The organism is Burkholderia stagnalis, assembly GCF_039848545.1.
Lineage (GTDB): Bacteria > Pseudomonadota > Gammaproteobacteria > Burkholderiales > Burkholderiaceae > Burkholderia > Burkholderia stagnalis.
Map to the genome: position 1 here is coordinate 862,082 of NZ_CP156686.1, position 23,432 is coordinate 885,513.

Below are 23,432 nucleotides of genomic sequence, written 5' to 3' on the forward strand. Positions count from 1 at the left end.
CGTCGCTTGGTGCGACTGCTTGTCGACTACTGCCTTACGTCGGAGCAACAGCAAGTAGCGGGCCAGATGCGGCGGCGGGCGCGCGCAGCATGGCGATGCGTGCTTGCGCGAGCCGGCCGGCCGGCGCGAATGGCGATTTTGTTTCGGCTCTGATACGAATTGATTCGGGGGGCGTTGCGGACGTGCGCGGCGCGATGCGCGGCGGCGCTTACGCTCTCGTGCGCGGATCAAGATGGCAGGGCAGCAGGGCGGTGGCGAACCGTCGCCGTGGCGCAAGCGGGGCGCTGGGCCCGGCCTCGAGAAATGTTTCAGCGCTGAAACGTCCGGGGTGTCGCGACGTATCGCCGATGCAACGTGGGTAAGGCCGGGGGGCCGGCAGGCTTGCCGCAGGCGCGCCCGCCCATCGTAGAATCGACCCCTTATCCATCAGGAGATTGCCCGTTGGCTTCGCCATCCGCCCAGCGCCGGTCGTTGCGCTCTCGCCTGCGGCGCGCCCGCAACCCGTGGCAGGCGCCGCGCGCACGCACGCTGTTCACGCGCCCAGCGACGTCGCCGCATCGCACGCTGCTGTTCCGCCTCGCCCTCGTCGTGTTCCTGTGCGCGCTCGCATTCCTCGTGCTGTATCTCGATCGCGACGGCCTGCGCGATTCGACGAAGAGCACGCCGATGGGCATCGCCGATCTCGTCTATTTCACGATGGTCACGGTCGCGACGGTCGGCTACGGCGACATCGTGCCGGTCACCGCGCGGGCGCGGCTGATCGATGCATTCTTCATCGTGCCGATCCGCATCGGCATCTGGTTCATCTTCCTGGGCACGGCGTATCAGTTCGTGATCCAGCGCGTTGTCGAGGAATTCCGCATGAAACGCCTGCAAAAACAACTGACCGATCACATCGTCGTGTGCGGCTACGGCCTGTCAGGCTCGATCGCCGTGCGCGAGCTGCTCGAAAGCGGCGTCGATCCGGCGACGGTGATCGTGATCGACGCGCAGCAGCAGGCGCTCGAGGCCGCGACGTCGCTCGGCGTGACCGGGCTGCTCGGCGACCCCGCGCACGAGGACCTGCTGCAGCAGGCGCAGGTGCGCGCCGCGAAGGCGGTGATTATCTCGGTGACCGACGATCCGACCGCGATCCTGCTGACGCTGTCGGTGCGCAGCATCGCGCCCGACACGAAGATCGTCGTGCGCATCCAGGAGAACCTGTATCAGCGGCAATTGCGCCAGGCGGGCGCGGACGTGATCGTGTCGTCGACGAAGATCGGCGCGCTGCTGCTCGCCGATGCGGTGCACAGCCGCTACATCGTGCCGTTCGTCAACGACATGCTGTCGACCCGCGGCCGCGCGACGCTGGTCGAGCGGCCGGCGATGAAGCACGAGATCGGCTGCATGACGAACGTCGTGCCGGGCGCGATCGTCGTCGGGCTCGATAGGGGCGGGAAGATTCACTCGTTCTACGAGGATCCGCCGTGCCGGATCGAGGCGGGGGATACGCTGGTCGTGATTCAGTCGGCGCGGATTCCGGATCCGGATGTGTGAAGTTCGTGTTTTATAAATAACAAAATAAATTCAAGTGGTTACGGGTCTATTTTGCGCTGGTGTTGATACGTATCAACACGCGACCGGGGCTCATCGAATCCTGGGACGGCGAGGGATCTCCGGGAGGGCATACCACCTCGTCGAGGTCGCAGCACTCGATCGCGAGATGTGAAGGGGAACATAGTGAGGGCTATGTTACCCTTCATTTCTGGACATTCTCGCCGAGTACCCGCATGGGGCCGCTCAAACGACTAAATCGCCGGCCGGCGGGATCCGCTGACGGCGCCGCCGACGTCCCGCTTGCACCGCTCTCCGCGAGGCCGCCTCGGAGGTGAACGATCGTCGCGTGCCCCCCGTTCATGCGCGGGCGGCGGCCCGCCACGTCTCGAGTTCCGGCATGGCTGGCACCGAAGTGATCGGGCGCGAGCGCGCCGAAGTCAGTGAGTGATAGTGCTGGGAGCGACGGGGGCTGAATTCTCACCGCAGCGCGGAGAGAATTCGCGGTGCGCCGGTCGGGGTCCCGCCGCCGCCGAGATTCCGGTAACGTGGCCGCTGCCGGGCGCTGCGTGTCGGCGACCGATTTCCCCGACTTCTGTTGCCGTTCGAAGTTTCTGCTAACAGTGACCATAGATTCTGCTAATGGGCAAACTCGTGGTAGCGCCGTCAGCAAAGGCTGAGAGCGATGTTCTTTTCGTGTCCGCACGCGTTGCGCTCATGCAACAAAGGGGGATGTATGTGCGAAGATTTTGCTAATGCGCCTTCAAGAGCTTGCAATGTCAGATGTGGCTCACGAGCGGCGTAATGAGGAAAGTCGCTCGTGACGAGAGCATGGTGTGCACGTAACCGATGATCAACAAATTGGGTGCGTGCGCAACAATATATCTCTCGTCCCAAGCTGGGGGGCGCGACTTTAATGCCTGTTTTCCAGGGTGGTGGAGGCTGTCGACATTGAGCCGTGGTGTACGCCCATGTCGCGCCTCAAAACCATCGTTTGGAATTGAGCGCACGTCGATGAAATACGTCGCCAGCGACCCGCCGCTGCTCACTGCCTCAGCTTGACGTTCGCCGCCCCGCATTAGCGGAATCGTTGGACACGATTAGCGCACGAACGGACACCATTAGCAGTATCTACGTACTTCAACAAGTGGTCCGCGAATATCGCATGCCGTCGACACGCTTTGCATTGGTGTCATTGAAATTGGGTATCTCTCGAATTCGATTTAACAATCGCTGGTATTCGCGTTGACGATTCACCCTACGACAAATTCGCGAATTGCCATATCATCTGAGTTTGTCTTTTCCGACGAAGCGATTCAAATCACTCCTCACGCGCAGCGGGAATTAGTACCCGATACGAAAGGATGGTGAAAGAATATGTAATCGCGACGTCATATTATTCGATACACGCAGTCGCGGTTCTGAGAGAGCAATAACAGCCGGGATTGCTTACCATGGGATGTCAGCATGAGCGGCGAAGTCTTGCTGAAGGCGCTGCGCGGCGGGCACGCGCAGTTCGAACGCATCGTCAAACTCGATACACCGCTCGGCGACGACTGGCTCGTGCCGCTGTACGTCAAGATTCAAGCGCGGCTCGGGCGGAATTTCGAGGTGGTCGTCGACGCGTCATCGGTCGTCGGCGACAAGATCAAGCTCAATGCCCTGATGCTGCAACCCGTCACGCTCTGGATTCGCCAGACGGACGGCAGCTATCTGCCAATTCATGGCTACGTGCAGCAGGTTCGGCGTCTGGGAAGTGATGGATCGCTCTCGTATTTTCAGCTCCGCTTCGCGTCCTGGTTGAGCTTCCTCAAGCTCAGCAGCGACCGGCGAGATTGGCAGGAAACCCCCGGCTGGCAGATCCTGACCGACGTGCTGGACAAGCATCCACAGGCATCCGGCCACTACGGGCTGGAGCTGCGCGGGACGATCCCCTCGTATTCGCATCGCGTGCAGTGGGAAACCGACTGGAACTTCGTGCACCGGAGCATGGAGGAAGTCGGCGTGTTCCCGCGCTTTGATTTCGAGAAAGACGGCAAGTCGCACAAGGTCGTCGTCATGGACGATCTGTATTTTGGGCCGTCGCTGCCGAACGCCGAGATGAAGTTCAGCCACGCGGGCACCGACGAGGATTTCGACGGGCTCACCCAGTTGAGCGAGCAGCAAGACGCGCAAAGCGCCACGCTGACGATCGGCACGGTCGACTACAAGCGCCCCAATCTTGACCAACAAGTCAGCACGCCAGCGGCGGATCTGGAGGATTTGCCGGGTCAAGGTGAGGACTATCTCTATACCGGCTCGCAGACCTGGGCGGCATCCGACGTCGGCCAGCAACAGGCTCGCATTCGAACCGAGGAATGGGCATCGCGCTCGAAACGTTACTTCGCAATCGGTAGCCCGCGCTACGCGCTGCCCGGCTACTGGTTCAAGGTGTCGGGGCATCCCGTCCTCGACGCGCTGCCGGAGGAAGAGCGCGAGCTGTCGATCATCGCGAGCGACTGGCTGATTCAAAACAACCTGCCAGGCGTGGACGCGCTCACGCGGTTTCCGCGCAGCCTGCGCAGCGAAATCGAACAGGCTCAGGCGGTCGGGAGCGGTGCGACCGTAAGGCATCGCGATGGCGGCGTCGGATTTTTCCACGTCGAGATCGAGGCGCAGCGCCGCAAGACGCCGTTCCGCAGTCCGTTCGAGCACGAGAAGCCGGAGATGCACCTGCAGACCGCGATCGTCGTGACGGACAGCGACGACGAAATTCTCACGGACGACGGCAACCGCGTGCGGGTCCGCACATCGAACAGCCGGAACGATCACAACACGAAGTCGACCACGTGGATCCGCGCGGCGATGCCGGACGCCGGTGCAAAGCGGGGCGGCTACTTCCCGTTGCGCAAGGATGACCAGGTGCTCCTGGGATTCGTGAACGGTGATTGCGACCGGCCGGTGATCATCTCCAGGCTGCATGGGGGCGCGACGATGCCGGTGTGGCATACGCACGGACTGCTGTCCGGCTTCCGGTCTCGCGAATACGGCGGCGACGGTTTCAACCAGCTCGTGATGGACGACTCGAGCGGCCAGAACCGGGTCCACCTGTACTCATCGAGCTACGGCTCTCACTTGCATCTGGGCTACCTGATCGAGCAGTCCGACAACACGCGCGGCGCGTTCCTCGGCAGCGGGTTCGACCTGAAGTCCGGCGCACACGGCGCCGTGCGCGCCGAGCAGGGGCTGTATGTGTCGACCCAGCCGGCCACCGCGCAGCCGCTGAACGTGACGGCCGCGACCGAGCCGCTCGCGGGCGCGGAAGCGGTATTCGAAACCGCATCGAAAGCCAGCGAAACGAACCGCGCCGAAAGCCTGCAAGACGGCCAGACCGCGCTGAAGTCGTTCACCGACGCGACGCAGCGCGCGGTTGCAGGTTCGACCAGCGGCGGCCGCACGGCTGGCGGCGGCACCGGCAATGCGAATGGCTTTTCGAAGCCGGTGATGCTGTTGTCGAGCCCCGAGGGCATCGCCGCGTCGACGCAGCAATCGGTGCACGTCACCGCGAACCAGCATACGAACATGGTGGCGGGCAAGAACGTCAACCTGGCGGCCGGCAAGTCGCTACTGGCGAGCGTGCTCGACAAGATCAGCTTGTTCGCGCAGAACCTCGGCATCAAGATTTTTGCGGCGAAGGGGCCGGTGGACATTCAGGCGCAAAGCGGCACGGCCTCGCTGGTGGCGCTGCAGGATGTGAAGATCGAAAGCGCGGACGGGCGGTTGATTTTGACGGCCGCGAAGGAAGTGTGGATCGGCGCCGGCGGCTCGTATATCAGCATCAAGGGCGGGTTGATCGAGAACGCGACGACCGGGCAGATTCTCGAAAAATGCGCGAATTGGGACAAGCCCGGCGGCGCAAGCGGGACGATTCGCGATCCGCTGCAGGCGACGCCGGTGTCGACGGACGGCGGGCGCGGTTCGCTCTTTTCCGGCTGACGCAGCGGTGACCATCGTCGACGCGGCAAGAAAAACGAGAAACGAGAGATTCCGAGAAGCATGAGCAAAAGCCACCAATCCCCAAAGCACGCAGCTCCGGCAAAAGCCGCGGCCGCGCCGAGCACGCCGGCGACGACCTCGGACACATCTTCGCCGCCGCCTTACAAGCGGCTGCGGTGGGCATTTCCGTTCACCCCGGCCGGACAGGATGACCCAACCAATCCGATGACCTACATGAAGTCGCTGGCGGTCGCTGAAGACGGGTTCTATCCGCTTGGCGCGAACGGCATGTGGCACGGCGGCATTCATTTCGACCAGAATACGGGCGCGCCACTGAAGCAAGCCGGCGGCATCCGCGCGATCGCCGACGGTGAAGTCGTCGCGTATCGACTGGACAGTAAGTATCCGGAACAGGAGTACCAAGACGGTCGGCACGCGTTGTATTCGACGGGCTTCGTGTTGGTCCGCCATCGGCTTCAATTGCCGCCAGCGCCGCCGCCTGAGCCACCAAAGACGGACACCACCAAGAACTCGACGGCGCAGCCGGCGACGTCATCCACATCGACAGCGGCGCCGACATCGACAGCAACAACGCCACCGGCAGCGGCGACACCTGCAGTGAGCACGAACAAGCCGGCACAAGGCGAAGTGTTGACGTTCTTCAGCCTGTACATGCACACGATGGATCACAACAGTTACCAATCGGCGGCGGAACAAGCGAAGGTCGCCCAGGTCGATCCGTCGAAACTGAACATGAACCCGATGCCGTATTGGGAAGGCGACCGTTACTATCGGGTCGGCGACAAGGCTAAAGACACGCAGGAGGTGCCGCGGCCGAAGGTGCCCGTGCCAAGTACTCGCGATGTGCTTGGGGAGTTCATCGGAAGCGACTTCAAGAAAGTGCCCGAGCCGGTAGCAGATGCGAAAGACACGACGCCGCTCCCACCTCCTGTGACGGGCCTCCGCATCCGCGATCTGCCGAACGGGAAGATCATCGGCATCCTGCCGCGCGGCGCGGAATTGACGGTCGCTACCGACGACCAGACAAAAGCGAAACCGGGCTGGGTAAAGATCAAGGTCGTCAAGTCTGGCACGCCGGCCAGCGCGGTCGTCGGCCAGCCGGTATCGCAACATGCGCCGTACGGGTATGTGTACGAGAAAGAATTAGACCCGATCGTCGATCCCAAGCCGCTGGACACGGTCGTTGTGCTGAAGGAGCCCTACACCGTCAAGGCCGGCGACGTCATCGCCCAGCTCGGCCACTATCTACGCTACCCCGACGCCAAGCTGCTGCCGGCGAAGCCGACCCGGCCGTTGCTGCATCTCGAGGTGTTCGCCGGCCCCGAGCTCGAGGCGTTCATCAAGAAGAGCCAGGCCAGGGCGAAAGAACGCCCGCCCGAAAAATCGTTTCTGGAAATCTCGCCGGGCGCGCTACTGGTCACCGACTTGCCCGAGCCGGATCAGAAACTGCAACCCGGCACCAAGCTTGTAGCCGTCACGGCCGGCGCAAAGGGTAGATGGGTCAAGGTTCAACCGAAAACGGCAGCACCCGTACATGGCGGCCGTCATGCGAAGCCGGTCTTCAATGACGCTGGCCCGCCCGTATGGGTCGAGGGTAGCTTCGCCAATACGACGACGACCGCAATCGTGCCGGGCTGGAAGGATTTCCCGCTACGCCTCTCGAATGCAAAGGGGCCGGGCGCAGACTTCCGCGATGTGTTCCGACGAGTCGACCTCGAAAAAAACGGCGACGCGAACATTGCAAAAGACGACAAGGGGCGATACTGGTACAACGTAACAATCGGCACGAAGGACGGCAGCACGCGGGCCGGCTGGGTCTGCGAGCAAAATCCCCCGCTGGTTCGGATGTGCGGCGCATGGGATTGGCCTGGCTTCGAACTGGTGGACAACAACAGCATCAAGCCAGTGGACATGCTCAAACGCTACATCCACGTCGCCGAGCAGTTTCTGGCCGACGAAGACAAAACCGAATTCGAGACGAGCGCGGCAACGGTCAACGCGAGCCCCCTCATCTCGAAGCTCGAGAAGGCGATTGACGCGAACCACGATGGGAAGGTGACTGCGCGAGAGCTGAAGCATGCGCAGGAAACACAGTGGACGGCCGAAGCCCTCTCGCATCTCGTCGTACGCTGCGAAAGCGAATGGGGTGGCGGCATAGGTAAGTGGGAAGCGTTGTCGCCCCTCATGAAGAAGCTGCTGTGGCTGTGGAAGGCCGAGATCGAACGGATCGGAAAATTGCAGTGGTGGGAGCAGGTCGCCGAAAAAAAGGTGGATGGCTTCCCGAGTGAGCCGAGCCCATGGCATTTCCATCCGATCGGGATTATCGGTAATTTCATTAATTCAGAAGTTGGCGGCAAAGCGCTTCGGTTGTCTGAGCAGGACGTCGATGATCTGATCAAGGTTACAGCGACAGAGGTTGCGTTGAGCTTGGATGATGACGATCTGGGAAAGCAGGCTGGCGCGGTCGTTGATACGATTTTAAATCGCCGGATGACTGGCCTTAAAAACTGGAGCACCATTAGGAGCGTGATTAACGAAAGGTGGCAGTTTTCTGATATTAATGCTCCGAGGCCAAGTGCTTATGGAAGCGTGCAAAATGTGCCCGAGAGCCGCGTTTCTCCGCGAGTAAGATCCCTGGTTATTGCTCATCTACAAGATCGGGCTAACGGAGGAGCTTCGCTGGTTGGGAACAACCTGAGTTATGCAAATCCATATGCGCTAGATGAAGCTTCGGACGCAACTAGAGCGTGGGTTGAGGATGTCATCCATCAGGCAAGCATTACTGGGTATCGGTATGGAAAGGGGCGCGCGGTTCACGTGCATGGAACAACACAGGGACTAATGCCTTCTAGGCCGGAGCCCTATTCCATCGAGCTCCCTGATTCATACAATCACTGATCTATAGAGAGTATTATGAAGAAAATCATTTTCCTATCTTTGATGTTGCTTCCTTTGAGTTCGTTTGCCGACGCGTGCATTGGTGGTGGGAATGTGTATAGTGATTTGTCTTGCGCTGAGCGCGCCTTGGATAAGTCAAAAAAAGAACTTAATTCTATTTACCAGAAAATATACGCATCCACGCAATACAAGGATGAGTTCGAGCAGTCGCAGAAGGCATGGCTCAACTATAGGGAGAAGCAGTGTAATGGTTATATTGCGGCGGAGGCATCGCAATCTCAAGGTGCCGGCCCCGGTCTAATCACGAAAGATTGTCTCGTCACGATCACGAAGCAGCGAGTTGATTATTTGAAAACGCTTCTCGCGAAATAGCAGATTGATATGATGAATTTAATTCGAGTCGGTGACAACACCGACCACGGAGGCAAGGTCGAAACGGGTTCCACGACAATGCGCTTCGACGGCCGCTACGTCGCCCGTAAGGGCGATCATGTGTCGTGCCCGCAGCATCCCGATATATCGCCCAACCTTATCGAGGAAGGCGACGCGTCGATGACGGATGAGGGCATTCCGATCGCACGGCACGGCCATCGCGCCACGTGTGGCTGCCACCTGATTTCGAGCCTCGTCTGAATCCTGCCGTTGGTGTGTCGGCTGTCGACTCGGTGCGCACCGGCGTCGTACCCGCACTTAGCACGCGCGGGCCTGGACGCGGGTAGGAGCGGCCGCATGCAGCGCCTCCTCAGTCACCAAATGCGCGGTCGGCAGAGCCGGTGCCGCGCGAGCATGCACTGGTTGCGGCCATGTCGGCCGGGCTATTCAAACGGCCCGCCGACCGGCTGGTAACGATGTACGCGAACGCGGCCGCTGGAAGCCGGTGCTAGAGCCTTCTGTTGGTGTTCACAATTGGCGCTAGCGGTGCTCAATAACCATGCTAACGGCAATCGAACGGAAACCACCTAGTTTCAAGGGGTTGGGGGGAAATGCCGCATTTGTCAGTGCGTTACTGTTGCGCAACAAATGACGCTTGCTCTGGTCACTAACTTTGCTGGCGCGGCTTTCGTGTCCTTTAGTTCCGCTAGCGTCTCCGTCCAATACCCCGGGTGAGGTGAACATAGCTTCCCTCGAATTGATCGAAATTCGAGCAGTGAAGGTCGCGTTTGTATTCAGGCCGCTGGGGAAGGGCACGGCTTCGCGAAAGCAGGCAGAGCGGGCTGCACAACCACTCAGTGATCGTTGGGAAACTGCATCTGGACACCCAATTTCTGAAAAGCCGCAAATATCGATGCCGGTTTACGAGCAATAGCGCGCCATCGAGCACTCCGCTTCTCACGGATTAGAGCGCTACGCTGGCAGGGTTACTGGACATATCGGCGCGTCTGTGAACACTGCTAGCGCTAATTGTGAACGCCTACACCGGTCGCACCAGGCCACACACCGCTCGACAGGGTAGGCCTTCGCGGTCTCATCCATACAATCGGTGCGGCCGTTCGAGAGCACGCTCTGCTCGGCACGGTATGCGCCATCGACGAGGAGCAATCGTGCCGTAGTCACTCGGGCAATCCGGCCAGCCGCAGCCCCTCCGCAAACTGGGTCAGGTCTTCTGGGCGACCGATCGGAAGCCAGTCCTTGAGATTGGAAACGCGGAGTGACGGATCGAGCGTGCGCAGGCGCTGCATCGCCTCCTTCGCTTTGTCCATGCGTCCAGCGCGCGCATGACTTGCCGCCAGAATGCCGACCGGGGCAAGGAAACTCGGTAGATTCCATTTGGCTCTTTCGGCCCAATCCGAAGCGGAGTCGAAGCGTCCTGCAAAGAAATGTGCCAGCGCCATCCCAGCCTGCATCCTGAACATTTCCGGGTCCAATGGACTCAAGCGAATGGCACGCGTCAAATACTTGATCGCAACGTCTGTTTCACCGCGACAAGCGTACAGGCACCCACACAGGGACCATGCAGGGGCGTGGTTCGGATTGAGCAGCAAAGCTCTGTCGAACAGCGCGATACCGCCGTCGAGGTCGCCGGTGAGATGCCCGAGTGCATGAGCTCCTCTCGTGAGCGCCACAGCATCGTCCCGGCCAAGCTCCACCGCCAGTCGCGCCAGGCGAGTGCCCTCGGCAATCTCCCGGGGCGGATCGGTCATCCAGCCATTCATCTTGCGCCAGAAATAACACCAGGCCGCCATGCCATAGGCCGATGCGAAATCCGGATCGAGCTCGGTGGCCTTGTAGAACAAGGGCAGCGCCGCCTCGATCGATTCGCGCGTTCCGCTGTGCAAGTGCGCGGCGCCGCGAAGGTAATAGTCGTAGGCGCACAGGTTCTCCGTCGGCTTGCGCTTGGCACGCTCGATTTCCGCCCGCTCGAGCTGCGGCGCGATGGCGCCGACGACGCTTTCCGCAACCTGGTCCTGCAGTTCGAAGATGTCGTCCAGCGTGCCTTCGAAGCGCTCCGCCCAGAGATGTGCCCCGATCCTGGCATCGATGAGCTGCCCCGTGATGCGCACCTTGTTGCCAGTCTTGCGCACGCTACCTTCCAGCACGTAGCGCACGCCAAGCTCGCGGCCGACGTCCTTCACCTCGACTGCGCGGCCCTTGTAGGTGAAGCTCGAGTCGCTCGCGATGACGAACAGCCAGCGTATGCGCGATAGCGCAGCGATGATGTCCTCCACCACGCCGTCGGCGAAATACTCCTGCTCGGGATCGCCGCTCAGGTTCTGGAAGGGCAATACGGTAATGGAGGGTTTACCCGGAAGGAGGAGCGCGGACGGAGGCTCCCTCAATTCTCTGGAGATGTGTTCGCCGATCTCGCCGACGAAGCGGAAACCCTTGCGGGCGACAGTCCTGACCAAGCGCTGTTCCCCGCCGGTGTCGCCGATGGCCTTGCGGACCGCATTGATGTGACTGGTGATCGTCGATTCCGACACGATTCGGCCGTGCCATACCGCCTGCAGCAGGTCGTCCTTGCTGACGACACGGTCACGGTTCCTGACAAGATGCAGGAGCAGATCGAAGACTTGCGGCCCGACAGGTACGACTTTCGCGCGATGCGAAAGCTCCCGGCGTTCCGGGTCGATCACGTAGTCTCCAAACTCGAACTTCACTTGACATCCCGTGGCCGATTCGGCTCCCAGGGGGTAACCGGCGAATTCCGTCCATGGATGATACTGCAACCGGAGGTGAGAGCATCTCATCCCGATCGAGCAACGATTGGACGAATAATCAAGCTCTCCTGCAGAGAAATTCAAGGCGAAGGCAAGGACTTCCCCGGAGCGCGCGGGCAATCTCCATATATATCGACGACAACGGTTTGCGGTCGAGAAACGGAGAGAAAACATGAAAATTGTCGTCATCGGGTGCACCGGCCTCATCGGAACGATGCTTGTGGAGAACCTTCGCAAGCGCGGCCATGACGTGCTCGCAGCCGCCCCTGACACCGGCGACAACACCCGCACCCGCGAGGGTTTGGCCAAAGCGCTCGACGGTGCCGAGATCGTCGTCGATGCGGCGAACGCGCCAGTATGGGAAGACAAGGCGGCCATCGAGTTGCTCGAGACATCGGGCCGCAACCTGCTGGCTGCGGGCGCTGCCGCCGGCGTACGCCACCATGTGGCCCTGTCGATCGTTGGTAGCGAACGGCTTACCGACTGCGGCTATTTCCGGGCGAAGGTCGCGCAGGAGGGCCTCATCAAGGCATCCGGCATTCCATACACCATCGTGCGTGCGACGCAGTTCTACGAGTCTGTCGGCGACATTGCCCAGTCGGCTGCCCAGTTGGCCACCTTAGGCAAGGAGATTCGCTTGTCGCCGGCGCTGATCCAGCCGATCGCGTCAGCGGACGTGGCAGCGGCGCTTGCCGAGGCCGCAGTCGCGCCGCCGGTCAACGGCACGGTCGAAGTCGCCGGTCCGGAGGCGATGCCACTGGACGAACTGGTCAGGCGCTTCCTGCGGGCGATGCAGGATACGCGCAAGGTCGTGCCGGACATCCACGCGCGCTACTTCGGTGGCCTCCTCTCAGATCGGACGCTCACGCCCGGGGAGAACCCCCGCATCGGCGCGATCCGGTTCGAGGACTGGCTCGATCGCTACAAGGCTCAGTCCTGCTGCGCCATGCAATCGCCTCTTTTGGCGACTGCCGCTGCGGGCAACTCGGACGCGCTTGCATCGAGTTTCGCGACGAGCTATCCCGGAGTCGTCGCCTTCATCACCGTTGTGGCCGAAGGCGGCTTTTGTAAGGCTGCTGACCGGCTCGGGATCACTCGTTCCGCGGTCAGCCGCGTCATCCAGAAACTGGAGGCGCAGGTCGGCTTGCGTCTGTTGAGTCGGACGACGCGCAGCATTTCGCTCACGCGCGAAGGCGAGATCTTCCATGCCCGCTGCCAGCCCAGCGTCGCTCTCATCAAAGAGGCGATGGAAGACATGCGCGATCTGCGCGACGGTCCGCCGCGAGGACGCCTGCGGGTCTCCGCTTCCGTGGGCTTCGGCCGCAAAGTGGTTGCACCGCTGCTGTGGGGCTTCCAGGAGAAGTACCCCGACATCGAGATCGAACTGCACCTAAGCTGCGTCGCGAGCGACTTCACGTCGGACCGCATCGACGTCTCGTTTCTCAACGGGCGCCTGGCCGACAGCCGGATCGTCGCAAAACGGATCGTCCCGATGCAGACTTTGGTATGCGCCTCGCCCGAGTATGCCGTCAGGCGCGGTATGCCCGAGTCACCGGACGCGGTGATGCAGCACGACTGCATCAACGTCCGTCTGCCGTCGGGCCGCGTCTACGAATGGGAGTTCAAGGTGGAGGGGGGGACGCGCAAGCTGACTCCGCCATCGCGCCTCATGTTCAACGATGTCGGGCTAGTGCTGGAGGCCGTCCTCCAGGGCAAAGGCATCGCTCAGTTGGGGGGGTACCTGATCTGCGATCTGCTGCGCGAGGGGAAACTGGTTTACTCCATGCCACAGTATGCACCCGATGACCGCGGCCACTACATCTGCTACTTGAGTCGTCAGCATCTGCCGTCGCGTATCCGCGTGTTCGTCGATCACATGACGACAGCAATCCGGGCGCTGGACCTTCAATGCGCGGGTGCTTTTTCACCAACGCGTGATGATCGACAGGCCGCCTCGGCGCCATTGGTGCCCCTGCCGGGTCAATAGACTTGGCAGGACGACTGACGACGCGATTTCAACGACCGGCTGCGCCACGAGTGGACGGCGCCAGGGCCAAGATCTCTGCCTGGCGGACCCACCAGAACGAGAGTCGACCCCACTCTGCGCTGGACTGCGCCACCCCCACCGAATTCGCCCGCCGATACAGCCTGCAGGTCACATCGGCGATCCTTCCGGGGACCGGGGCAGCGGCCCTATCCGCTTAGGATGGCATACAGTCAAAGCGGCTTGGTCGGCAAATGCTTGCCGTCAAGGGTAGTCACCGCACGGTGGCCGCCTTCCGGATCCGGTACCTTCTGGATATCCAGCTTGAAGTTGATAGTGGCCCGGGCCTGTTTCAGAGGGCGAGCGCTGTAGACGTATTGGAGTTCGACCACTACGAAAGTGGCGAGGATCAAGGGAACGTTCGGCACGTGACAATCTGTCAGTTGGGAGATTGCGGTAAGACGTTGGTATGTTGTCCGAAGCGCAGGAGCATTGCGTAGCCGCAGATAACGGGCGCGAGGGCGAATGCGGCGTGCACCGCGCCAGGGAAGGACAGTTTGAGCATTGTGACCATCGCTTGAAGTGATCCTCTTCATTGATGCGCATAAGCGTACGCACTCTGCCCCGCCTTTCACGGGCGCGTTGGGCAACTTGCAGCACCAACGCGCCCGGTGCCTGACTAGCGGTTCTTCAGCGCCTCGGCAACTCCTGCGCCATAGGCGGGATCGGCCATCGTGCAATTGCGGATATGCCGCTGCTGCACGTCCTCGCTCGCGCCGCCGAGCGAGCGCGCCGTGTTGTCGAAGAGCTGCAGCTTCTGCTCGGACGACATCAGTCGGAACAGCGCCCCCGGCTGCGAGTAGTAGTCCTCGTCCGCGCGATGGTCCCAGTGCGCGGCTGCCCCCGAGACCTCCAGCGGCGGCTCCGCCAGCCGCGGGCTGTCGGCCCACTCGCCGCGGCTGTTTGGCACGATGCCGGGCAGCCCGCCCTGGTTGCCGTCCACGCGCATCGCGCCGTCGCGGTGATAGCTGTGCATCGGGCAGCGCGGGGCGTTCACCGGGATCTGGTGCGCGTTCACGCCCAGACGGTAGCGGACCGCGTCGCCGTAGCTGAAGAGCCGCCCCTGCAGCATCTTGTCCGGCGAGAAGCCAATGCCCGGCACGATGTTGGCGGGCGAGAACGCCGCCTGCTCCACATCGGCGAAGTAGTTGTCGGGGTTGCGGTTGAGCTCCAGCACACCCACCTCGATGAGTGGGTAGTCGCCGTGCGGCCAGACCTTGGTGAGGTCGAAGGGATTAAACGGGCAGACCTGCGCCTGCTGCTCGGTCATCACCTGGATGCACAACGTCCAGCGCGGGAAGTTGCCGCCATCGATCGCCTCGAGCAGGTCGCGCTGCGCGCTCTCGCGGTCGTTGGCGACGATCGCGGCGGCCTGTGCGTCGGTGAGGTTGCGAATGCCTTGCAGGCTGCGCAGGTGAAACTTCACCCAGTGCCGCTCGTTGTTCTCGTTGATGAAGCTGAACGTGTGACTGCCGAAACCGTGCATGTGGCGATAGCCATCGGGCAGGCCGCGATCGCTCATCACGATGGTCACCTGATGCAGCGCCTCGGGTAGCAGCGTCCAGAAGTCCCAGTTGTTCTGGGCGCTGCGCAGGTTGCTGCGCGGGTCGCGCTTGACGGCGTGGTTCAGGTCGGGAAATCGCAGCGGGTCGCGCAGGAAGAACACGGGCGTGTTGTTACCCACCAGGTCCCAATTGCCTTCCTCGGTATAGAACTTCACCGCGAAGCCGCGGATGTCTCGCTCGGCATCCGCCGCGCCGCGCTCGCCGGCCACCGTGGAGAAGCGCACGAAGACGTCCGTCTTCTTGCCGATGCCGGAAAAGAGCCTGGCCTTCGAGAACGCTGTGATGTCGTGCGTCACCGTGAAGTGGCCAAATGCGCCGGAGCCCTTGGCGTGCATGCGCCGCTCGGGGATCACCTCGCGGTCGAAGTGGGCGAGCTTCTCAAGCAGCCAGATGTCCTGCAACAGCGCGGGGCCGCGCGCACCGGCGGTCTCGATGTTGTAGTTGTCGACAACGGGGGCGCCGTTGGTAAAAGTGAGTTTGGTCATGGCGATGTGGGCAGGAAGAAGGGTTCAGCGGAGCGTCTTCAGGATGGGGGACTGGACGTCCAGAGTGGGCGTCGCGTCGATGGCCATCACCCCAACGGTGGACCGGCCATCGACGGTGCCGGCTGATTCGGACTCGATCAGGCGTTGATAAAAGCCAGCAGGTCCGCGTTAATGACGTCCGCGTGCGTTGTCGGCATGCCGTGCGGAAAGCCCTTGTAGGTCTTCAGCGTGCCGTTCTTCAGCAGCTTGGCCGACAGTGGCGCGGAGTCGGCGTAGGGGACGATCTGGTCGTCGTCGCCGTGCATCACCAGCACCGGCAGTCCGATCTTCTTCAGGTCGTCGGTGAAGTCGGTCTGCGAGAACGCGACGACGCCGTCGTAGTGCGCCTTGGCGCTGCCCATCATCCCCTGGCGCCACCAGTTCTGGATGATGCCTTCCTGCGGCTTCACGCCCGGCCGGTTGAAGCCGTAGAACGGCCCGGCGGGAATGTCGCGGTAGAACTGCGCCCGGTTCGTGGCCGTCTGCCGTTGCAGGCCGTCGAACACGTCCTTCGGCAGGCCGCCGGGGTTCGACGCGGTCTTGACCATCAGCGGCGGCACGGCGTTTATGAGGCAGGCCTTCGCGGCTCGCTTCTCGCCGTGGCGAGCCAGATAGCGCACGACCTCGCCGCCGCCGGTGGAGTGGCCGACGTGGATCGCGCCCTTGAGGTCGAGATGGTTCACGACCGCGGCGAGGTCGTCGGCGTAGTGATCCATGTCGTGGCCGTTCCAGACTTGCGCCGAGCGGCCATGCCCGCGCCGATCGTGCGCGACGACACGATAGCCCTTGGAGAGGAAGAACATCATCTGCGCGTCCCAATCGTCGGAGCTCAGAGGCCATCCGTGCGAGAAGACGATCGGGGTGCCATTGGAGGGACCCAAATCCTTGTAGAAGATCTGGACCCCGTCTTTGGTAGTGATATAGCTCATGGGTGGATTTCCTTCCGGAGTTTCGGCGCCATTCGGCGCAGTAGGGGCAGCGGCCGCTGCGAATGGCAAAGCCACTGCTGCTGCAGTGCCTGCCCCGATGACCAAAAACTGACGGCGCGTGACGCCAGCGAAGCCAGGCCGTATTGGCGCGGGATCAATCTTCATGGGTATAGACCTGAGTGGAGACGCGATCAGTCTAGCCACGGTCTCCTCGCCGTGCGATATGCGTCACGTGCAATTCGATGTTGCAGGTGCTTCACCAATGTTGCGGCAACGCATCCGGCGCGTGCCGCTGGGTCGTTCACCGAGCTCAGCCATCCGCACGACAGGATCTTCAAATGCGCCGGCTCATTCTTGATGAACTCTCGCTGAACGCGATTGGTGCGTCGCGATTGATAGAACTGTCCGCGCCCGGCCCCTAGTTCAGGCAGGCATTTGCTTCTAGATTTCAACGCATCACGTCAGCATCGATGCATCGGCTCGAGAGCTTCGCGACGTGTTCGTTGTCCACCCCAGTCCCAGGAACCAACATGACCCAACACAGCAACGACCAACAGCAGAACAACCGGCGTAGTACACCGATCCCACCGAGCGCGCCATGCCCGTTCCCACGATGACACTCGATCTGGAACGCACCGCCATGGTCGAGAAACACGCCGTCAGTCAGCTCATCCAGGAAACATCATGACTCGATTTCCTACCTACGTTCAGCAGTCCAGAGAACTGTCCACGAAGCGCATGGAGTTCGGCCCGCTGTTTCAGAAGATCACGATCGAAGATCCTGTTCGCGAGAACGCGTGCACACCCGATACAGCTAGCAGGAGCTGCCGATCCTCACTTGTCTCGTGGGGACGATCAACAACTGGAACCCCGTAGATGTTGCGTCCTGCATCGCCCGGCTCGTCCGACAAGGAGTTCGGGTAGCCGGAGTGAGCTTTCCAGGCGGTGATGAAACCTGGCGGCTGTGACGATCACTCCGTCTATTCCCGATTCTGGAAGTTGCTTTAGCGAACGTGCGCTCTGGACCCGTGACAGTGCGTCTGCCGCACCTGCCAGCATTCCCGCGCAGCCAACCGGAGAATTACTATGTGTGAATCCTCAAAATTTCATGGCCGCCGTACCTTCTTCAAGGGCATGGCTGCCGCCGCGGCAGTGGCCTCCACGCAACTGCCCTCGCTGGCCAACTCAGCGCCCGCCGGTGGCGGTGCCAAGTACGCGGATCCGGCCAAACCGGCACTGCCCAAGACGGACATGAAGCTTGACCTCACCCGTACTGCGTTCGTCGTGATCGATCCGCAGATTGACTTCATGAGCCCGAAGGGCAAGGCGTGGCCGGTGGTGGGCGAAAGCGTGACCGAACAGAATATGGTGCCGAACCTGGTGCGACTGTTTCAGGCGTCCAAGAAGGCCGGAATTACGATAGCGATTTCCCCCCATTACTACTATCCGCAGGACCATCGGTGGCAGTTCCAGGGTGGGGCGGAGATATTTCAGCACAACCTCGGCCTGTTCGACCGTCCGAGTGCGCTCTCGCTTGAAGGCTTCCGCGGGTCAGGCTCGGACTTCCTTCCGGAGTTCAAACCGTACATCGAGGATGACAAGACAATCATCTGCTCGCCGCACAAGCTCTATGGCCCCCAGGTCAACGACCTGAAGCTCCAACTGGGCAAGCAGCGCGTGGACCAGGTCATTCTGGCGGGCATGCTGGCCAACCTGTGCGTGGAGTCGCATCTGCGTGATCTGCTCGAGAATGGCTTCGAGGTGGCAGTCGTGCGTGACGCCGTAGCGGGACCGAAGCTGCCGGAAGGCGATGGCTATGGCGCTGCGCTAGTCAATTATCGCTTCATCGCCGATGGGGTCTGGACCACAGACGATACGGTAAAGATGCTGGAAGGTAAGTCGGTCTGAAGCATTCCCAGCCTGGGCGCCCCCGGTCATGGATGTCGGGGGTGCACGATCTGAGCATAAAGCGCAGGCATATTTTCGTGGCCACCTCGATGGCAGCATGTTGCGAGCCGGTTAGCGCATTCGATACCGGCCATGGGGCTGCTCACGGTGATTGGCATCTGCGCGACCAGAACCGATAGAGCCCAGATCATCCATTTTGCACATCGAGTTCCCACACAACCAAACGGGCGACACCATGCAAGACCTGATCGAAGGCTTCCTGAAGTTCCAGCGCGAAGAGTTTGGCAGAAGTCCAGCGTGCCCCGTCGCGCATCATCACATGAAACTTGACGCCGCTACCTTCCGAAAACTGCGTCGCCTGGCTCCTGTCCTCGATGACGTGCTTAATGCCGGCGAAGTCGAGCACGCGGACCAGGCTGTGAATCTCGCTGCCCTGGCGGCCCTGTGCTCACAGTTGTTTGACGCATATCGCGGCAGTTCGGTGACCGCCTGATCGTCAACGACGATGTCTTCGCATGGGAAGACCGGCGGCAAAGCGCGGCCGTATTCGGTCCGGGCGAGTTGGGTGAGGCGCTGTCGCGCCTTGGCGTGCGGGTGCGCTGTTCGGCATCGGCGTGAGCAACTAGTTTGGGCTGCTCACGGTGATTGGCATCCACGCGACCAAAACCGATAGAGCTCAGATCATCCATTTTGAACATCGAGTTCCCGCACAACCAAACGGGCGACATCATGCGAGACCTGATCGAAGGCTTCCTGAAATTCCAGCGCGAAGAGATTCCCAAGCGCACGGAGTTGTTTAAGCAGCTTGCAACCACTCAGAATCCGCGAACGCTGTTCATCGCTTGCTCAGACAGCCGTGTAGTGCCGGAGCTGCTGACACAGCAAGAGCCAGGCGAGTTGTTCGTCATTCGCAACGCCGGCAACATAGTTCCGGCTGACGGCGTGCAGCCTGGTGGCGTGTCAGCCAGCATCGAATACGCAGTCGCAGGCCTGAACGCAACTGACGTCGTCATCTGTGGACACTCCGACGGTGGTGCGATGACTGCCGTCGCCACATGCAAGTGCCTGGACCGTATGCCTGCGGCGGCGGGGTGGTTGCGTCATGCGTGTAGGTGATTGCGCTATCACCGAGATCACTCCGCACGGAATAATTGTGTTGCGGATTCTTGTAGTTGAAGGAGGTTGTTGCATAGGCCAGACTTTGCGCAGTCTGCGTCACCGCCCATTGCGTGAAGCCGTCTACCTCGTCGGACACTGTGCCGTTGCAGAATTCGATCGGCTTCGCATCGGGCAAGGCGGAAAGCCGGCTTGAAGCGAAATGGTGAAACGACGCCATCCTAGCCCGCGATATAGGGCATTGATATGGATTGCTTGGAAATTATTACATTCCTGTCATTGTTAACGGTTTGCTTTCATTGAGTGCGGTGCTAATTTCGATTCTCCTTTAAACGGAAATAGATAAATAAGTTAAGGAGAAGGTGGATGAAAGAGGTAATAGGAAAGAGCTTGATAATCGTCAGTGCATGCTGGCCATTATTCATGTCTCCGGCGCAAGCGGGGGGCGCGCCCGACGTGTCGCCCATTTGCACGTCCGTATTCCAGGACACGAGCGAAAACTCCCTGCTCAGTCGCGGTTCGCATTGCCAGAAGTCAGAGGCCTTCGACCGGGTGCTGATTGGAGACGACAACAGCGAGACCGGCAGGGTCCGCATCGAGGCCTACACCTATTCGGATAATCCGCTCAACCAGCTGTCGTGGCAGATCCGGTTCCGGTTCCGCACGACGACCCTGTCCGGCAATGGCGGCGGGCTGCAGATCAAACCGGTTATCGAGTGCGGGTCGCAGTGCACCGTGTCGCCGAGCGCCGGCGTAGGCCTCATGCCGGGTGGCCTCTCCAACGAAACGATCGTCACCATCACGCCGAACATGAAAGAGGGCAATCCGCTGTATGTGCGCCCGTATGTGGAGTACCGGATCGTGAAGACCGGCGACTCGTTCGAGAATGGTTCGAGCTTGACCTCGCATTCGGGCATGAGCTACGTGCCCGATTTGCGCTGTGACGTCGACCTTGCGAAATCCGGCACGCAGGGATGCATCTACTCGAAGGCGCCGGCGGTGATGCGCTCGGTCAAGACCGACAACCCGGATGTCGACGAATCTGCGAAGCACATCAAGGAGGCGCAGGCGCAAGGGCTGCCGGGCAACTTCGTGCCGCGTGACGACGGTACGATCCTGCCGGGATCGGACTCGCGGGCGCTCACGCGCACCCGCGACGCAACGCTGCGCGCCAGCAATCGCACTACGTCCAAGGAACAGTGCATTGCGAAGTACGGCCAGGTCACCGGACAATGCACGTTCACCGGCGATTCCAACGAAACGCCGAGCGGTTGCGATTGCGATGAGTATCCGTTCGCGGCAACCCATCAGGGCGCGGCGAGCGGAAGGTTCTCGGTCAGGCGCATCGATCCTAGCGACAACCGTCGCGCCGGCGCGTTTCTCGGCGATTTTTTCCGCGCGCAGCGCGTGCTTGACGGCGACGAGTTCTACGTCGACGTCGAACCGGGCGGTGCTTCGCCCGCGTCGAAGCGGCACTGATTCGCGACGCTGCATCTGACCGACCGCGCGCATCATCGGGCTGCTTGCCGACGATGCGCGCGCCCGTACTGTATTGACATGACGATGACGAACGACCTTTTACCGATGCCGGCATGGCTGGCCGACGCCTATCGCCGTTGCGCCGACGCCGTGCCGGGCGGCATGCGCGTCGAGACCGTGCCGGTCGAGCACGCATGCGGACGCGTGCTCGCGCAGGCCGTGACCGCGCCCGACGCGCTGCCGCGGCTTGCGCTCGCGGCGATCGAAGGCTATGCGCTGCGCGCGGGTGACGCTGCACACGCATCGCCCGCGCGGCCGGCGACACTGAATGTGCGCCTGCAATATCCGGTCCTGATTCATCGCGGCGGCGATCCGGCGGCGCGCGCGCTGTCGGCGGGCGATGCCGAATGGCTGCCCGCGCTCGCGCCGTTGCCGGCGCATGCGGACACCGTGGTGCCGCGCTCGCGCAATCGCGCGCCTGACGGGCAGCAGCATGCGCGCCTCGACCTTGACGCGCCGCCGGTCGAAGGGGAGGGTGTGATCGCGCGTGGCGCGGATTACGCATGTGATGCGCTGCTGCTCGACAAGGGGCAGCGCATTGGCGCGGAGCAACAGGCGCTGCTGATCGCCGCAGGCGTGCGTACCGTCGAGGTCAGCCGGCGGCCGCGCGTGTGCGTGGTCGTCGCGAGCTACGACCTCGTGCCGCCAGCCGGCGAGCGGCAGCCGTGGCAGCGTCCCGACGCGAACGGCCCCTATCTGTGCGCGCTCCTGAAGCAGTGGGGCTACGACGCGTCGCTCGAATACGTCGCGCCGCCCGACATGACCGTGCCGCCGCTGGAGTCCCGCGATGCCGAGCTGGCGTTTCGCCGCCAGCTTGCCGAGCTCGCGCAGCGCTACGACCTGCTGGTCGGCACCGGGGTGCTGGCGGAGGCGCCGCATCAGGATGCCGCGCTGAACCGGTTGCCGGTGTTTCCGGTCAGCGAGGCGCGCGTGACGCTGCCGCAGGTGCATGGCGCGCGCTTCAATTTCGGCCGCAGCGAGGACCGTTCGCCGGCGCAGCGCCGGACGTTCGAGTTGACCGATGCAGCGGGCCGGCCGCGCGGGTCGCGCGTCGTCACCTATTTCGACCAGGCGACGCTCGTCAATCTGCCGGGCTATCCCGGCGACGTCGCGATCCTCGCGCACACGATCCTGCGTCGGCTGATCGATCTGCTGGAATTTGTCGACGTGCCGGGGCCGTACTGGGAGACGGGCGTACTCGGCGCGCCGACATCGCGTGATCCGATGCTGAATGACCTCTGCTGGGCGACGCTTGCGGCGGGTGCGACGGGCGAGCCGGTCGTGACGCCGCTCGCGGGCGAGCGGGCCGATGCGTTCGGCGCGCTCGCCGGAGCCGATGCGCTCGTCGCGATCGAGTCGGGGGCGACGCCGCTGGCAGCGGGCTCGCCGGTACTGTTCATGCGGCTCGACCAGTCGCGCCGGCCGGTGCGGGCTGCGCGCGCCGCGGTGGAGGACACGCAAGCGGTTCGATCTTCAGCGGTGGACGCATCGCACACGGCCGCCTCTGATGCAACGCGAGCGGATGCGCCAGGCGCCGCCGCACCATCTCCGCACGACACGATCGCGGCAGCCTGGTCGCGTCTAGACGCATGGAGGCGCACGCTGCCGGCCGATGCGTCGGAGCCGTTCCGCGGTCCGGCGAGCGACGAGGATTTGCGCGCGCTCGAGGCGGGGCTGGGCGTGGCGTTGCCGGAGGCGTGGCGCGAGAGCTTGCGGTTGCACGACGGACAGGAAGCCGGGCGTACCGAACCGTTTGCGGGCGAGACGCTGCTGTCCGCTCGGCAGATCCTCGCGCAGTGGTCCATCTGGCACGAACTGGTTGCGCGCGGCGATTTGGCGGACTGTGAGGGCGAGCCGGAGCCGGGCATTCGCGGCGACTGGTACAACCTGAAATGGATACCGCTCACGCACAACGGCAGCGGCGATCATCTGTGCATCGATCTCGACCCGGACGAGGGCGGCCGGATCGGGCAGGTGATCCGCGTGTGGCACGACAGTCCCGAGCGCGAGCACGTGGCGGAAAGCGTGGGCGAATGGCTGGCGCGCGTCGTGCCCGGTTGACGTGTGCCTTGGGGATGGTCGAAAAGATGCGGGAGGCGCAGGCACCATTCGCGCTGCTCACGCGCGGCGGCTCGTGCCTGGCGGACATGCGTGCCGGGCTGGCTTTCCCCATATCCCCGCGTGGCCAGCTTGAGTCAGGCTGGTTTCAATAGGTTTGGGGG

12 protein-coding genes and 5 pseudogenes are annotated in these 23,432 nt (G+C 62.2%); 13 read left to right on the forward strand and 4 right to left on the reverse strand.

All coding sequences use genetic code 11. The features are described 5' to 3' along the window. Positions 1-441 precede the first annotated feature (441 nt). The 5 genes from ABFO07_RS20700 (at position 442) to ABFO07_RS20720 (ending at position 9,060) form a co-directional block, all read left to right on the forward strand. On the forward strand, positions 442-1,536 hold the full coding sequence (locus ABFO07_RS20700) for a potassium channel family protein (protein ID WP_059565593.1): 1,095 nt from the start codon (positions 442-444) through the stop codon (positions 1,534-1,536). 1,464 nt (positions 1,537-3,000) lie between these two features. Beyond that, entirely contained in the window at positions 3,001-5,508 is a 2,508-nt protein-coding gene (locus ABFO07_RS20705; RefSeq protein WP_124490368.1) for a type VI secretion system Vgr family protein, read from the forward strand. A 60-nt stretch (positions 5,509-5,568) separates the two neighbouring features. Continuing rightward, on the forward strand, positions 5,569-8,427 hold the full coding sequence (locus tag ABFO07_RS20710; RefSeq protein WP_124490369.1) for a hypothetical protein: 2,859 nt from the start codon (positions 5,569-5,571) through the stop codon (positions 8,425-8,427). Positions 8,428-8,442: 15 nt separating this feature from the next. Beyond that, complete coding sequence (locus ABFO07_RS20715; RefSeq protein WP_080410144.1) at positions 8,443-8,799, forward strand: lysozyme inhibitor LprI family protein; 357 nt, start codon at positions 8,443-8,445, stop codon at positions 8,797-8,799. Positions 8,800-8,808: 9 nt separating this feature from the next. Continuing rightward, positions 8,809-9,060, forward strand: coding sequence for a PAAR domain-containing protein (locus tag ABFO07_RS20720; RefSeq protein WP_059993129.1), 252 nt, complete (start codon positions 8,809-8,811; stop codon positions 9,058-9,060). Between the two features lie 917 nt (positions 9,061-9,977). Here ABFO07_RS20720 and ABFO07_RS20725 read toward each other — a convergent pair. Next, entirely contained in the window at positions 9,978-11,525 is a 1,548-nt protein-coding gene (locus ABFO07_RS20725; RefSeq protein ID WP_124490370.1) for a winged helix-turn-helix domain-containing tetratricopeptide repeat protein, read from the reverse strand. A 232-nt stretch (positions 11,526-11,757) separates the two neighbouring features. Between ABFO07_RS20725 and ABFO07_RS20730 the strand changes: the two are divergent. From ABFO07_RS20730 to ABFO07_RS20740, 3 pseudogenes are all read left to right on the forward strand, one after another. Continuing rightward, positions 11,758-12,516, forward strand: a pseudogene (locus ABFO07_RS20730) (SDR family oxidoreductase); the annotation flags it as partial. 162 nt (positions 12,517-12,678) lie between these two features. Continuing rightward, positions 12,679-13,572, forward strand: a pseudogene (locus ABFO07_RS20735) (LysR substrate-binding domain-containing protein); the annotation flags it as partial. A gap of 59 nt (positions 13,573-13,631) precedes the next feature. Then, positions 13,632-13,790: pseudogene (locus ABFO07_RS20740) on the forward strand (integrase core domain-containing protein); the annotation flags it as partial. A 12-nt stretch (positions 13,791-13,802) separates the two neighbouring features. Here ABFO07_RS20740 and ABFO07_RS20745 read toward each other — a convergent pair. The 3 genes and pseudogenes from ABFO07_RS20745 to ABFO07_RS20755 all read right to left on the reverse strand — a co-directional run. Beyond that, a pseudogene (locus ABFO07_RS20745) lies at positions 13,803-13,910 on the reverse strand (cyanase); the annotation flags it as partial. A gap of 338 nt (positions 13,911-14,248) precedes the next feature. Further along, the gene (locus ABFO07_RS20750; protein WP_059961958.1) at positions 14,249-15,679 is read right to left on the reverse strand and encodes a catalase; all 1,431 of its coding nucleotides are present in this window, start codon (positions 15,677-15,679) and stop codon (positions 14,249-14,251) included. A 137-nt stretch (positions 15,680-15,816) separates the two neighbouring features. Beyond that, positions 15,817-16,647: an alpha/beta fold hydrolase gene (locus tag ABFO07_RS20755; RefSeq protein ID WP_059986799.1), complete on the reverse strand. Its 831-nt coding sequence runs from the start codon at positions 16,645-16,647 to the stop codon at positions 15,817-15,819. Positions 16,648-17,733: 1,086 nt separating this feature from the next. Between ABFO07_RS20755 and ABFO07_RS20760 the strand changes: the two genes are divergently transcribed. From ABFO07_RS20760 to ABFO07_RS20780, 5 genes and pseudogenes are all read left to right on the forward strand, one after another. Next, the gene (locus ABFO07_RS20760) at positions 17,734-18,555 is read left to right on the forward strand and encodes a cysteine hydrolase (RefSeq protein ID WP_081059787.1); all 822 of its coding nucleotides are present in this window, start codon (positions 17,734-17,736) and stop codon (positions 18,553-18,555) included. Positions 18,556-18,790: 235 nt separating this feature from the next. Then, positions 18,791-19,048 (forward strand): hypothetical protein, encoded by a 258-nt coding sequence (locus tag ABFO07_RS20765; protein ID WP_124482004.1) that lies wholly within the window; start codon positions 18,791-18,793, stop codon positions 19,046-19,048. A 236-nt stretch (positions 19,049-19,284) separates the two neighbouring features. After that, a pseudogene (locus tag ABFO07_RS20770) lies at positions 19,285-19,662 on the forward strand (carbonic anhydrase); the annotation flags it as partial. A 432-nt stretch (positions 19,663-20,094) separates the two neighbouring features. After that, positions 20,095-21,150 (forward strand): NucA/NucB deoxyribonuclease domain-containing protein, encoded by a 1,056-nt coding sequence (locus ABFO07_RS20775; RefSeq protein ID WP_124490371.1) that lies wholly within the window; start codon positions 20,095-20,097, stop codon positions 21,148-21,150. An 84-nt stretch (positions 21,151-21,234) separates the two neighbouring features. Beyond that, on the forward strand, positions 21,235-23,271 hold the full coding sequence (locus ABFO07_RS20780; RefSeq protein ID WP_185633617.1) for an SMI1/KNR4 family protein: 2,037 nt from the start codon (positions 21,235-21,237) through the stop codon (positions 23,269-23,271). Positions 23,272-23,432: the final 161 nt, after the last annotated feature.